This is a genomic window from Streptomyces sp. NPDC099050 (genome assembly GCF_044759865.1).
Taxonomy (GTDB): domain Bacteria; phylum Actinomycetota; class Actinomycetes; order Streptomycetales; family Streptomycetaceae; genus Streptomyces.
The window spans coordinates 492633-505937 of the sequence record NZ_JBIWAE010000002.1; the positions used below are offsets into that span (position 1 = coordinate 492633).

The 13305-nt window shown below is 70.9% G+C and carries 12 protein-coding genes; 7 read left to right on the forward strand and 5 right to left on the reverse strand.

Annotated elements, in window-relative coordinates:
- Positions 1-3: 3 nt before the first annotated feature.
- From tpiA to pgi, 4 genes are all read left to right on the forward strand, one after another.
- Complete coding sequence (gene tpiA / locus ACIQV3_RS05225; RefSeq protein ID WP_403709912.1) at positions 4-792, forward strand: triose-phosphate isomerase; 789 nt, start codon at positions 4-6, stop codon at positions 790-792.
- A gap of 144 nt (positions 793-936) precedes the next feature.
- On the forward strand, positions 937-1173 hold the full coding sequence (gene secG, locus ACIQV3_RS05230; RefSeq protein ID WP_403709914.1) for a preprotein translocase subunit SecG: 237 nt from the start codon (positions 937-939) through the stop codon (positions 1171-1173).
- Between the two features lie 178 nt (positions 1174-1351).
- Positions 1352-1687: an RNA polymerase-binding protein RbpA gene (locus ACIQV3_RS05235; RefSeq protein WP_007263454.1), complete on the forward strand. Its 336-nt coding sequence runs from the start codon at positions 1352-1354 to the stop codon at positions 1685-1687.
- Positions 1688-1912: 225 nt separating this feature from the next.
- The gene (gene pgi, locus ACIQV3_RS05240; protein ID WP_403709916.1) at positions 1913-3547 is read left to right on the forward strand and encodes a glucose-6-phosphate isomerase; all 1635 of its coding nucleotides are present in this window, start codon (positions 1913-1915) and stop codon (positions 3545-3547) included.
- Between the two features lie 76 nt (positions 3548-3623).
- On the opposite strand, the gene pgl is transcribed toward pgi, so the two are convergent.
- The 5 genes from pgl to tkt form a co-directional block, all read right to left on the reverse strand.
- Positions 3624-4406, reverse strand: coding sequence for a 6-phosphogluconolactonase (pgl, locus tag ACIQV3_RS05245; protein WP_403710156.1), 783 nt, complete (start codon positions 4404-4406; stop codon positions 3624-3626).
- Between the two features lie 108 nt (positions 4407-4514).
- On the reverse strand, positions 4515-5570 hold the full coding sequence (gene opcA / locus ACIQV3_RS05250; protein WP_403709918.1) for a glucose-6-phosphate dehydrogenase assembly protein OpcA: 1056 nt from the start codon (positions 5568-5570) through the stop codon (positions 4515-4517).
- Positions 5567-7093, reverse strand: coding sequence for a glucose-6-phosphate dehydrogenase (zwf, locus tag ACIQV3_RS05255; RefSeq protein ID WP_403709920.1), 1527 nt, complete (start codon positions 7091-7093; stop codon positions 5567-5569). Before zwf ends, opcA begins: the two co-directional genes overlap by 4 nt.
- Positions 7094-7098: 5 nt before the next feature.
- Positions 7099-8241, reverse strand: a complete 1143-nt coding sequence (gene tal / locus ACIQV3_RS05260; protein WP_403709922.1) for a transaldolase — start codon at positions 8239-8241, stop codon at positions 7099-7101.
- A gap of 35 nt (positions 8242-8276) precedes the next feature.
- Positions 8277-10364 (reverse strand): transketolase, encoded by a 2088-nt coding sequence (tkt, locus tag ACIQV3_RS05265; RefSeq protein ID WP_403709924.1) that lies wholly within the window; start codon positions 10362-10364, stop codon positions 8277-8279.
- A gap of 279 nt (positions 10365-10643) precedes the next feature.
- Between tkt and ACIQV3_RS05270 the strand changes: the two genes are divergently transcribed.
- The 3 genes from ACIQV3_RS05270 (at position 10644) to ACIQV3_RS05280 (ending at position 13259) form a co-directional block, all read left to right on the forward strand.
- Positions 10644-11591, forward strand: coding sequence for a heme o synthase (locus ACIQV3_RS05270; protein ID WP_403710158.1), 948 nt, complete (start codon positions 10644-10646; stop codon positions 11589-11591).
- A 66-nt stretch (positions 11592-11657) separates the two neighbouring features.
- Positions 11658-12008: a hypothetical protein gene (locus ACIQV3_RS05275; protein ID WP_403709926.1), complete on the forward strand. Its 351-nt coding sequence runs from the start codon at positions 11658-11660 to the stop codon at positions 12006-12008.
- A 141-nt stretch (positions 12009-12149) separates the two neighbouring features.
- Positions 12150-13259, forward strand: coding sequence for an amidohydrolase (locus ACIQV3_RS05280; protein WP_403709928.1), 1110 nt, complete (start codon positions 12150-12152; stop codon positions 13257-13259).
- Positions 13260-13305 lie beyond the last annotated feature (46 nt).

The window sequence follows — 13305 nt, forward strand, 5'->3', positions numbered from 1 at the left end:
TTAATGTCTGAGAACACCGCCGGCCGTACCCCGCTCATGGCGGGCAACTGGAAGATGAACCTCAATCACCTCGAGGCCATCGCCCACGTCCAGAAGCTCGCCTTCGCCCTGGCCGACAAGGACTACGACTTCGTCGAGGTCGCGGTCCTGCCGCCCTTCGTCGACCTCCGTTCGGTCCAGACCCTGGTCGACGGCGACAAGCTGAAGATCAAGTACGGCGCCCAGGACATCTCGGCCCACGACTCGGGCGCCTACACCGGCGAGATCTCCGGCCCGATGCTCTCGAAGCTGAAGTGCGCCTTCGTGGCCGTCGGCCACAGCGAGCGCCGCCAGTACCACGGCGAGAGCGACGAGATCTGCAACGCCAAGGTCAAGGCCGCCTACAAGCACGGGATCACCCCGATCCTGTGCGTCGGCGAGGGCCTGGACATCCGCAAGGCCGGCCAGCAGGTCGAGTACACGCTGAAGCAGCTCGACGGCGGCCTCAAGGACGTCCCGGCCGAGCAGGTCGAGTCCATCGTGATCGCGTACGAGCCCGTCTGGGCGATCGGGACCGGCGAGGTCGCCACCCCCGAGGACGCGCAGGAGGTCTGCGGTGCCATCCGCGTGCGCCTCGCGGAGCTGTACTCGCAGGAGCTGGCCGACAAGGTCCGCATCCAGTACGGCGGCTCGGTCAAGTCCGGCAACATCGCCGCGATCATGGCCCAGCCCGACGTCGACGGCGCCCTGATCGGCGGCGCGGCGCTGGACGCGGACGAGTTCGTGAAGATCGTCCGGTTCCGCGACCAGTGACGTTCATCGTGAGTATGCGGTAGGGCGGATCCGTCGTACCCTTGCGGGGGCCGAGCAGGCTGAACCAGCTGCCGGCCCCCGTGCTCGTAATCGGCACTGCGGGAACGCCGGAAAGCCAGTAAGCCAGGAAAGTAGGAATCAGCCGTGATTATGGGGTTCGAGATCGCCTTGGTCGTCTTCAGCGCCCTGCTGATGCTGCTCGTGCTGATGCACAAGGGCAAGGGCGGCGGTCTTTCCGACATGTTCGGCGGCGGTATGCAGTCGTCGGTCGGCGGCTCCTCGGTCGCGGAGCGCAACCTCGACCGCATCACCGTGGTGGTCGGACTGCTCTGGTTCGCCTGCATCGTCGTGCTCGGTCTGCTCGTGAAGGCGAGCGGCTGAACCGTTCTGGCCATTCCGGCAGTCCGGTCGGCTCCCCCCGGCCTATCATGAGGTCCGGCGTCCTTGTCTGGAATGGGTAACTCCATTCCTGGACGGGCGTCCCGCCTTACGTAGACTTGGGCGCCCGCGACGGAATCCACTCACGCTTCGCGGCACCATCACGCAGGGAGTTACGACCGTGGCAAGTGGCAACGCGATCCGTGGTAGTCGGGTCGGAGCGGGGCCGATGGGTGAGGCCGAGCGCGGCGAGTCCGCGCCCCGCCTCCGCATCTCCTTCTGGTGCTCGAACGGGCACGAGACGCAGCCGAGCTTCGCCAGCGACGCGCAGGTACCGGACACCTGGGACTGCCCGCGCTGCGGGTTCCCGGCCGGCCAGGACCGGGACAACCCGCCCGCGCCGCCGCGCACCGAGCCGTACAAGACGCACCTGGCGTACGTACGGGAGCGGCGCACCGACGCCGACGGCGAGGCGATCCTCGCCGAGGCGCTCGCCAAACTGCGCGGCGAGATCTGACGCGTTCCCACCGAACGACCCACGTGCCATCCGGCCCGGCCCGCAAGAGACTTGTCTCTTGCGGGCCGGGCCGCTTTGTGTCGGTTGTGCCGCTTCCCATCCCTTAGGTTGGAACCGGCGGGGCACGACAGGACAGGAAGTGGGTTGATGTCCGAGATGAACGCAAACCAGGCCGCCGCGCGAAGCGCGTCAAGCGAGGGTGGTGGTGGGCGACGGGAGGGCCGTATGAGGCTCAATCGGACGGCCGAGTGGCACGCACTCGGCAAGCACCGGGACGAGTTGGGGCAGACGCATCTGCGGGAGCTGTTCGAGGCGGATCCGGGCCGGGGAACCGGCTACACCCTGCGGGTCGGGGACCTGCACATCGACTACTCGAAGCACCTCGTGAACGACGAGACGCTGAGACTGCTGCGCGAACTGGCCGCGGCGACCGGCGTGGCCGCGCTGCGCGAGGCCATGTTCCGCGGCGAGAAGATCAACACGACCGAGGACCGGGCGGTCCTGCACACCGCGCTGCGCGCACCGGCCGACGCGGTCGTCGAGGTGGACGGGGAGAACGTCGTCCCCGCGGTGCACGCGGTCCTCGACAAGATGGCGGCCTTCGCCGACCGGGTCCGGTCGGGGGAGTGGACCGGCTTCACCGGCAAGCCCATCAAGAACGTCGTCAACGTCGGCATCGGCGGCTCCGACCTCGGCCCGGCGATGGCGTACGAAGCGCTGCGCGCCTTCTCCGACCGGGGCCTGACGGTCCGTTTCGTGTCCAACGTGGACGGCGCCGACCTGCACGAGGCCGTGCGCGACCTCGATCCGGCCGAGACGCTGTTCGTCATCGCGTCGAAGACCTTCACGACGATCGAGACCATCACCAACGCCACCTCGGCGCGGGAGTGGCTGCTCGCGGGCGTCGGCGGCGACGAGGCGGCCGTGGCACGGCACTTCGTGGCGCTCTCCACCAACGAGGAGAAGGTCTCCGCGTTCGGCATCGACACGGCCAACATGTTCGAGTTCTGGGACTGGGTCGGCGGACGCTACTCCTTCGACTCGGCCATCGGGCTCTCGCTGATGATCGCGATCGGCCCGGACGCCTTCCGCGAACTGCTCGGCGGATTCCACGCCATGGACGAGCACTTCCGCACGGCGCCCGCCGAGGAGAACGCCCCGCTGCTGCTGGGCCTGCTGGGGATCTGGTACGGCGCCTTCTTCGACGCCCAGTCGCACGCGGTGCTCCCGTACAGCCACTACCTCTCCCGGTTCACCGCGTACCTGCAGCAGCTGGACATGGAGTCCAACGGCAAGTCGGTGGACCGCGAGGGCAATCCGGTGGACTGGCAGACCGGGCCGGTGGTGTGGGGCACGCCCGGCACCAACGGCCAGCACGCCTACTACCAGTTGATCCACCAGGGCACCCGGGTGATCCCGGCGGACTTCATCGGCTTCGCGCGGCCGGTCGGCGAACTGCCGCCCGCGCTGGCGGCCCAGCACGACCTGCTGATGGCGAACTTCTTCGCGCAGACGCAGGCCCTGGCCTTCGGCAAGACGCCGGACGAGGTCCGGGCGGAGGGCGTCGCCGAACCGCTGGTCCCGCACAAGACCTTCGCGGGCAACCACCCGACGACGACGATCCTGGCGACCGAGCTCACTCCGGCGGTCCTGGGCCAGCTGATCGCGCTCTACGAGCACAAGGTGTTCGTCCAGGGCGCGGTGTGGAACATCGACTCCTTCGACCAGTGGGGCGTGGAGCTCGGGAAGGTACTGGCCAAGCGGGTCGAGCCGGCGCTGACCGACGGCACGGAGGTACCGGGCCTGGACGCGTCCACGCGCGCGCTGGTGGCCACGTACCGCTCGCTGCGGGGCCGCTGACCCCGGCCCGGCGAACGGCGACAGGGCCCGCTCTCCTCGGGGAGGGCGGGCCCTGTCGTGTTCCGCGTCTACGGGGTCAGGCGGAGGCCGGGGGGTACATGGCCGGCGGGAGCTTCGCCGCGGCCGCGCGGTCGAGGAGCCACAGGGTCCGGGAGCGGCCGTACGCGGCGGCCGCCGGTGCCTGGACCTCGCCCGCGCCGCCCAGGGCGATCGCCACGGCTCCGGCCTTGTCCTCGCCGGCCGCCAGCAGCCAGACCTCGCGGGCCGCCCGGATCGCCGGGAGGGTGAGCGAGATCCGGGTCGGCGGGGGCTTGGGCGCGCCGTGGACGCCGACGACGGTGCGCTCGCTCTCGCGGGACGCCGGGTGCTCGGGGAAGAGGGAGGCCACGTGCGTGTCCGGGCCGACGCCCAGCATCAGGACGTCGAAGCGGGGGACCGGTCCGTGGTCCTCGGGGCCGGAGGCCTTCCGGAGCTCCGCCGCGTAGGAGGCGGCCGCCGCGTCCACGTCGGCCCCGTACGGGCCGTCGGAGGCGGGCATGGCGTGGACCCGCGCGGGGTCCACCGGAACGGAGTCCAGCAGGGCCTCACGGGCCTGGACGTGGTTGCGCTCGGGGTCGTCGGCGGGCACGTAGCGCTCGTCGCCCCACCACAGGTCGATGCGCGACCAGTCGACGGCGTCCCGGGCCGGGGCCGCGGCCAGTGCGGCGAGCAGGCCGTTGCCGTTGCGGCCGCCGGTGAGGACCACCGACGCGGTGCCGCGGGCGGCCTGTGCGTCGACGATCTTCGTGATCAGCCGGGCGGCCGCGGCCTGGGCCATCAGCTCCTTGTCCCGGTGGACGACGACCTGGGGAGTCGTCATACCCATGTGCTGCCGCCTTGTCGGTAGTTCTGAGTCTTGTGGTGCGGGTACGAACGCCGCTGCGCGGGGCTGTTCCCGAGTGGGGGACAGCTCCGCGCAGCGGGGCCGTTACTTCGCCGCGGCCTTCTTGGCCGGCTTCGCCGGAGCGGGCTTCGCCGCCGGGGCGTCCGCCTTGGCCGGGGCGTCCGCCTTGGCCTCCGCCTTGGCGGGAGCCGGCTTCGCGGGCGCCGGCCCGGCCGTGGGGGCCAGTCGGGCCACGCCGAACTTCAGCGAGGCCTCGTAGGTGTTGTCCGGGTCCAGGCGGCGGAGTTCCTCCGCCAGCAGCTCGGCCGTGTCGCGGCGCTTCAGCGCCACCGCACGGTCGGGCTGCCCCGGCATGCACAGCGTGGCCAGCGCCCCGTCCGCCCGGTCCAGGACGATCTCGCCGTCCTTGGTCTCCAGACGGACCGCGGTGAGCCCGGGGCCCGCCGAGGAGGTGCGCTTGACGGGGACCTGGAGCCGGTCCGCGAGCCACATCGCCAGCAGCTCGCAGCTCGGGTTGTCGTCCTCGCCCTCGACCGTCGCCAAGGACACCGAGTGGACCTGCTGGTCGAGCGCCGCCGCCAGCATGGAGCGCCACGGGGTGATCCGGGTCCAGGACAGGTCCGTGTCCCCGGGCGCGTACGCCGCCGCCCGGCTGCCGAGCGCCTCGATCGGGTCCTCGGCGGAGTAGGTGTCCGTGATCCGGCGCTGGCCGAGCGAGCCCAGGGGGTCGCCCGCCAGGTCCTGGGGAGCACCCTCCGGCCACCAGACGACGACGGGCGCGTCCGGGAGCAGGAGCGGGAGAACCACCGACTGGGCGTGGTCGACCAGTTCGCCGTGCAGGCGCAGGACAACCGTTTCGCCGGTGCCCGAGTCCGTCCCGACGCGGACTTCCGCGTCGAGACGGGCGTCGCGGCGGCTGCGCGGCGAGCGGCTGACCCGCTTGATGACGACGACGATCCGCGAAGGGTGTTCGCGGGACGCGTCGTTCGCCGACTTGAGCGCGTCGTACGCGTTCTCCTCGTCGGTCACGATCACCAGCGTGAGCACCATCCCGATGGCCGGCGTGCCGATGTCCCGGCGCGCCTGCACCAACGAGGCGTTGATCTTGCTGGAGTTGGTCTCCGTGAGGTCGATCTTCATGGCCGGCGCCAGCTCCGTCCGTCTCGTGCGAGCATCTCGTCCGCCTCGACCGGTCCCCAGGTGCCCGACGGGTACTGGGCGGGCTTGCCGTGCGTGTCCCAGTACCGCTCGATCGGGTCGAGGATGTTCCAGGACAGCTCGACCTCCTGGTGGCGCGGGAACAGGTTCGCGTCACCCAGCAGCACGTCGAGGATCAGCCGCTCGTAGGCCTCGGGGCTCGACTCCGTGAAGGACTCGCCGTAGGCGAAGTCCATCGTCACGTCCCGGACCTCCATGGAGGTGCCCGGAACCTTGGAGCCGAAGCGCACCGTCACGCCCTCGTCCGGCTGGACCCGGATGACCAGGGCGTTCTGCCCCAGCTCCTCGGTCGCGCCCGATTCGAACGGCAGGTACGGGGCCCGCTTGAAGACGACCGCGATCTCGGTCACCCGGCGGCCCAGGCGCTTGCCCGTCCGCAGGTAGAACGGGACGCCCGCCCAGCGGCGGTTGTTGATCTCCAGGCGGATCGCCGCGTAGGTGTCGGTCTTCGACTTGGGGTCGATGCCGTCCTCTTCGAGGTACCCGACGACCTTCTCGCCGCCCTGCCACGCCGCCGAGTACTGGCCGCGCACGGTGTGCTTGCCCAGGTCCTCGGGCAGCTCCACGGCGGTGAGCACCTTGAGCTTCTCGGCCACCAGCGCCTTGGGGTGGAAGGAGCCGGGCTCCTCCATCGCGGTCAGCGCCAGCAGCTGGAGCAGGTGGTTCTGGATGACGTCGCGGGCCGCGCCGATGCCGTCGTAGTAGCCGGCCCGGCCGCCGATGCCGATGTCCTCGGCCATGGTGATCTGCACGTGGTCGACGTACGACCGGTTCCAGATCGGCTCGAACATCGTGTTGGCGAAGCGGAGCGCCAGGATGTTCTGGACGGTCTCCTTGCCCAGGTAGTGGTCGATCCGGAAGACCTCGTTGGGCGGGAAGACGTCGTGCACGAGCTGGTTGAGCTCCTGTGCACTGGCCAGGTCGTGCCCGAACGGCTTCTCGATGACCGCGCGCCGCCAGGATCCTTCCTTCTGCGCCAGCCCGTGCTTCTTGAGCTGGGCGACGACCTTGGGGAAGAACTTCGGCGGGACGGACAGGTAGAAGGCGAAGTTGCCGCCGGTGCCCTGCGCCTTGTCCAGCTCCTCGATCGTCGACTTCAGCGTCTCGAACGCCTGGTCGTCGTCGAAGTCGCCCTGGACGAAGCGGCAGCCCTGCACCAGCTGCTGCCACACCTCTTCACGGAAGGGCGTGCGCGCGTGCTGCTTGACCGCGTCGTGAACCTCCTGCGCGAAGTCCTCGTCCTGCCATTCGCGTCGGGCGAACCCGATCAGGGAGAAGCCCGGCGGGAGCAGGCCGCGGTTGGCGAGGTCGTAGACGGCAGGCATCAGCTTCTTGCGCGACAGGTCACCCGTAACGCCGAAAATGACCAGGCCGGACGGCCCCGCGATGCGCGGGAGCCGCCGGTCCTGTGCGTCACGAAGCGGGTTCGCTCCGTTTACAGACAAAGTGTTCAGGCCTCCGTGGGGGCGAGGCGCTCAAGCTCCGCCTCGGTCGACTTCAGCAGGTCGTTCCAGGACACCGCGAACTTCTCGACGCCCTCTTCCTCGAGCAGCTGCACCACATCGTCGTACGAAATGCCCAGCTTCGCGACCGCGGCGAGCTCGGCGCGCGCCTGCTCGTACGTGCCGCGGATGGTGTCGCCCGACACCTCGCCGTGGTCGGCGGTGGCTTCGAGGGTGCCCTCGGGCATGGTGTTCACGGTGCCGGGGGCGACCAGGTCCACCACGTACAGGGTGTCCTTGTACGCCGGGTCCTTGACGCCGGTCGAGGCCCAGAGCGGACGCTGCTTGTTGGCGTGCGCCTTGTCCAGGGCGGCCCAGCGCTCGGTGGTCTGTGCGGACTTGTCGGCAGAGCCGAACACCTCTTCGTAGGCCTCGTAGGCCAGACGGGCGTTCGCGAGCGCCGCCTTGCCCTTGAGGGCCTTGGTCTCGTCGGTGCCGACGGCGTCCAGGCGCTTGTCGATCTCGGAGTCCACGCGGGACACGAAGAAGGAGGCGACCGAGTGGATCTTGGAGAGGTCCAGGCCCGCGGCCTTCGCCTTCTCCAGGCCCGCCAGGTACGCGTCCATGACCTCGCGGTAGCGCTCCAGCGAGAAGATCAGCGTGACGTTGACGCTGATGCCCTTGCCGATGACCTCGGTGATCGCCGGCAGGCCGGCCTTGGTCGCCGGGATCTTGATGAGCGTGTTCGGGCGGTCCACCAGCCACGCGAGCTGCTTGGCCTCGGCGATGGTCGCCGCGGTGTTGTGGGCCAGGCGCGGGTCGACCTCGATCGAGACGCGGCCGTCCTGGCCCTCGGTCGCGTCGTACACCGGGCGCAGGATGTCGGCGGCGTCGCGGACGTCCGCCGTGGTGATCATGCGGATGGCCTCTTCGACGGTGACCTTGCGGGCGGCCAGGTCCGCGAGCTGCTGCTCGTACCCCTCGCCGCCGCTGATCGCCTTCTGGAAGATCGCCGGGTTGGTGGTGACACCGACCACGTGCTGCTGGTCGATGAGCTCGGCCAGGTTGCCGGACGTGATGCGCTTGCGGGACAGGTCGTCCAGCCAGATCGCCACGCCCTCGTCGGAAAGGCGCTTCAGTGCGTCTGTCATGGGAATTGCATCTCCTACTGGTCTGGGTGCGGGAGTCAGCGTGCGGCGGCGGCGAGCGACTCGCGTGCGGCGGCGGTCACGGCCTCGGCGGTGAGGCCGAACTCGCGGTACAGGACGGCGCCGTCGGCCGAGGCACCGAAGTGCTCCAGCGAGACGATCCGGCCCGCGTCGCCGACGTAGCGGTGCCAGGTCAGGCCGATGCCGGCCTCGACCGCGACACGCGCCTTGACCGAAGGCGGCAGGACGCTGTCCTTGTACTCCTGGGACTGCTCCTCGAACCACTCGACGGACGGCATCGAGACGACCCGGGCCGGGACGCCCTCGGCCTGCAGCGCCTCGCGCGCCGCGACGGCGAGCTGGACCTCGGAACCGGTGCCGATGAGGACGACCTGCGCGGGGCCGCCTTCGGCCTCGAAGAGCACGTACCCGCCCTTGGCGGCGTCCTCGTTGCGCTCGTAGGTCGGCACGCCCTGGCGGGTCAGGGCCAGACCGTGCGGGGCGCCCTTGCCGAAGACCTTCGTGTGGCGGCGCAGGATCTCGCGCCAGGCGATGGCCGTCTCGTTCGCGTCGGCCGGGCGGACCACGTTCAGGCCCGGGATGGCGCGCAGCGCGGCGACGTGCTCCACCGGCTGGTGGGTCGGGCCGTCCTCGCCGAGGCCGATGGAGTCGTGCGTCCACACGTAGGTGACGGGCACGTGCATCAGCGCGGAGAGGCGCACGGCGTTGCGCATGTAGTCGGAGAACACCAGGAAGGTGCCGCCGTAGATGCGGGTGTGGCCGTGCAGGGCGATGCCGTTCATGGCCGCGGCCATGGCGTGCTCGCGGATGCCGAAGTGGATGGTGCGGCCGTACGGGTCGGCCTCCGGCAGCGGGTTGCCCACCGGCAGGAACGAGGAGTTCTTGTCGATGGTGGTGTTGTTGGAGCCGGCCAGGTCGGCCGAGCCGCCCCACAGCTCCGGGATGACCGCGCCGAGCGCCTCGAGGACCTTGCCCGAGGCGGCGCGGGTGGCGACGCCCTTGCCGGCCTCGAAGACGGGGAGCTTGTCCTCCCAGCCCGCGGGCAGCTCGTTGGCGTTGATCCGGTCGAACTCGGCGGCGCGCTCGGCGTTGGCGGTGCGCCAGGCGGAGAACTCCTTCTCCCACGCGGCGCGGGCCTCGCGGCCGCGGTCGCCCAGCGCGCGGGTGTGCGCGATGACCTCGTCGGAGACCTCGAAGGTCTGCTCCGGGTCGAAGCCGAGGACGCGCTTGGTGGCGGCGACCTCGTCGTTGCCGAGGGCCGAGCCGTGCGAGGCCTCGGTGCCCTGGGCGTGCGGGGCCGGCCAGGCGATGATCGAGCGGGCCGCGATGAAGGAGGGGCGCTCCGTCTCGGCCTTGGCGGCCTGCAGCGCGGCGAACAGCGCCTTCGGGTCGAGGTCGCCGTTCTCCTGCTGCGCGACGCGCTGGACGTGCCAGCCGTACGCCTCGTAGCGCTTGAGGGTGTCCTCGGAGACGGCCGTCTCCGTGTCGCCCTCGATGGAGATGTGGTTGTCGTCCCACAGCAGCACCAGGTTGCCGAGCTTCTGGTGGCCGGCCAGCGCGGAGGCCTCGTGGGAGATGCCCTCCTGGAGGCAGCCGTCGCCCGCGATCGCGTAGATCATGTGGTCGAACGGGGAGGCGCCCGCGGGGGCCTCGGGGTCGAACAGGCCGCGCTCGTAGCGGGCGGCCATGGCCATGCCCACCGCGTTGGCGATGCCCTGGCCCAGCGGGCCGGTGGTGGTCTCGACGCCCGCGGTGTGGCCGTACTCCGGGTGGCCCGGGGTCTTCGAACCCCAGGTGCGGAAGGCCTTCAGGTCGTCCAGTTCCAGGCCGAACCCACCGAGGTACAGCTGGGTGTAGAGGGTCAGCGAGGAGTGACCCGCGGAGAGCACGAAACGGTCGCGGCCGACCCACTCCGGGTCCGCCGGGTCGTGCCGCATCACCTTCTGGAAGAGGGTGTACGCGGCGGGGGCCAGGCTCATCGCCGTACCGGGGTGGCCGTTACCGACCTTCTGGACCGCGTCGGCGGCCAGGATCCGTGCGGTGTCGACAGCACGCTGGTCCAGTTCGGTCCAGTCGAGCTCTGTGGTCGTCGGCTTGGTGCTCACCGTGGGTCAGGGCTCCTCTCCACATGTCTGGTTCCCGGTGACGAACGGTGCACCGGCGCGATTCCGAGCCTACCCCCGCCACAGCGTGCAGCTATTCGAGTACCCGCGGTCCGCGCGTGACGTCTCAGCGCCGATCGGACCAACACGGGGCGACCGGGGGCGACCCCCGCGCGGGACGAGCCAATGGCTACGTCTAGAGTGGCGTGGTACGCGCAAGCCTTTACGCGACCTTCATGTTTAAAAGGTTCACGTCGGAGCTTGCTGGATTCTCTGTCAGGGGTGTGCGTGACGGCCGTCGAATCCCGTCCAGCGGGGGTGCTCGGGACGAGCCCCGGTCACCGGCCGTTCGGGGCCCGGGCCATGGCTTTCGTGGCACTGACCAAGCCGCGGATCATCGAGCTTCTGCTCATCACGACCGTGCCGGTGATGTTCCTCGCCGAGCAGGGCGTGCCCTCGCTGTGGCTGGTCCTCGCCACCTGCTTCGGCGGTTACCTGTCCGCGGGCGGCGCCAACGCGCTGAACATGTACATCGACCGCGACATCGACGCGCTGATGGACCGGACCTCGGGACGCCCGCTGGTGACCGGCATGGTCAGCCCGCGCGAATGCCTGGTCTTCGGCATCACGCTCGGCGTCCTGTCCACCCTGTTCTTCGGGCTGCTGATCAACTGGCTGTCGGCCGCGCTCGCGCTCGGCGCGCTCCTCTTCTACGTCGTCGTCTACACGATGCTGTTGAAGCGGCGAACCTCGCAGAACATCGTGTGGGGCGGCATCGCGGGCTGCATGCCGGTGCTGATCGGCTGGTCGGCCGTGAAGAACGAGGTCTCCTGGGCCGCCGTCATCCTCTTCCTCGTCATCTTCTTCTGGACGCCGCCGCACTACTGGCCGCTGTCGATGAAGGTGAAGGACGACTACGCGCGGGTCGGCGTGCCGATGCTGCCGGTCGTCGCGGGCAACAAGGCCGTGGCCAAGCAGATCGTCCTCTACAGCTGGGTGATGGTGGCGGTCTCGCTGCTGCTGACCCCGCTGGGGTACACCGGCTGGTTCTACACCTCGGTCGCGCTGGTGGCCGGCGGCTGGTGGCTCTGGGAGGCGCACGGGCTCAACGCGCGCGCCAAGTCGGGCGTGACGGGCGCGAAGCTCAAGGAGATGCGGCTGTTCCACTGGTCGATCACCTACGTGTCGCTGCTCTTCGTCGCCGTGGCCGTGGACCCCTTCCTCCGCTGATCTTTCGCCGGGTCCTTCGGCAGCCGGTCCTTCCTCCGCTCGTTACCGGCCGGTAGCATGCCCTCCATGGCAGACACCGAGGAGACCGCCGCCACGGCGGACAAGAAGCAGGACCGTACGGCCGCGAAGCTGGCCAAGCAGATCGGCGCGTTCGCCAAGCTGCACGGCGGCGCCGAGGGCCACCTCGCGCACATCGGCCAGGCGGGCACCCGGATCGTCCTCGTCGGCACCGACGGCGAGTGGGGCGATCTGGTCGCCCCGGCCTACGGCACCGCGCGGCTCGCGGCCGGGAAGGCCGGGCTGACCCTCCACGAGGAGTTCGACGGCGAATTCGCCGCGCGGGTGCGGACGGGGCCGTACGAGTGGTCCCGGATGGCCGGAATGCAGCTCGGCGGAACCGCGAATCCCGCGGCCTGATCCGGTCGATCTTGGCTTGATCATTGACCTGATCGTTTCCGCGTCACCCGCTCGGTCAACAGCGCGAGCAACACCTCACACCCCGCTCACCCGTTAGGACGTGTGGAAGCCCCTTCCTCACGTCCGCAACGGGATGCCCGGATGATCGAAACGCCGCCCCTGGTGGACCAGTACTGCCAGGGAGTGCTCCGCACGGAGCTGGGCCTCGCCACTTTCGAGGCCCAGCTGATCCCCTCGGCCGGCCCGCCCGCCGCCGGCACCACCTTCTTCGACACCCAGACCGGCTTCGCGGTGCGCCGCTGGTGCCCGCCGCTGCTCGGGCTCGAACCGCACTGCGCCCCCGCCCGCTACCTCGCCCGGCGGCGCGAACTGGGCGCCGCCGAGTCGGCCCGCCGGCTGCTGCGCGGCTGCGGGGTCGGGGCCCGGCTCGTCGACACCGGGGTGCCCGGGGACCTCACCGGGACCAAGGAACTGGCCCTGGCGGGCGGAGCGGAGGCCTTCGAGCTGGTGCGGCCGGAGCTGCTGGCCGAGCGGGCGGCGGACACCGCCGGGACCGTCGCCGCCTTCCTGGCCGACCTCGCCGGAGCGGTCCACCGGGCCGCCGCCGGGGCCGTGGCCTTCAGCTGCGGGGCCGGGGAGGAGGGGCGCGCCTGGGCGGCGGCCCTGGAAGCCGCGCCCGAGCCGCCCGGTCCGGGCGAGGTGCGGGGCGCGGCCGGGCGCTGGCTGGCCGGGCGGGCCGGGGGCGGGGCCGTACGGGATCCCGTACTCCTGCGGCACCTGGCGTGGAGCGCGGTGTCCTCGGGGCTCCCGCTCCAGCTGCACACGGGCGGGGATTCGGGGGAGCCGGAGCGGCTGACCGGGTTCCTGCGGGCGACCGAGGGGCTGGGGGCCCGGCTGGTCCTGCTCGGCGGGTACCCGCACCACCGGCAGGCGGCGGGGCTGGCCGCGGCCTTCCCGCACGTCCACGCCGACCTCGGCGCGGCGCTGGGCTCCACGGGGGCGCGGGCGGCCGCGGTCCTGGCGGAGTGCCTGGAGACCGCGCCGTTCGGGAAACTGATGTTCTCCGGCGGCGGACGGCAACTGCCCGAACTGCACGCGGTGGGCGCGCTGGCCTTCCGGGAGGCGCTCGGCCGGGTGCTCGGCGGCTGGGTCGCCGACGGCTCCTGGTCCTGGCGGGACGCGGAGCGGGTGGCGGCGATGGTCGCGGCGGGCAATGCCCGCCGCGTCTACCGGCTGGACGAACGGGGCTGACGGGACGGGGCTGACGGGACGGGACCCGCGCGCGGGTCCCGCCTCC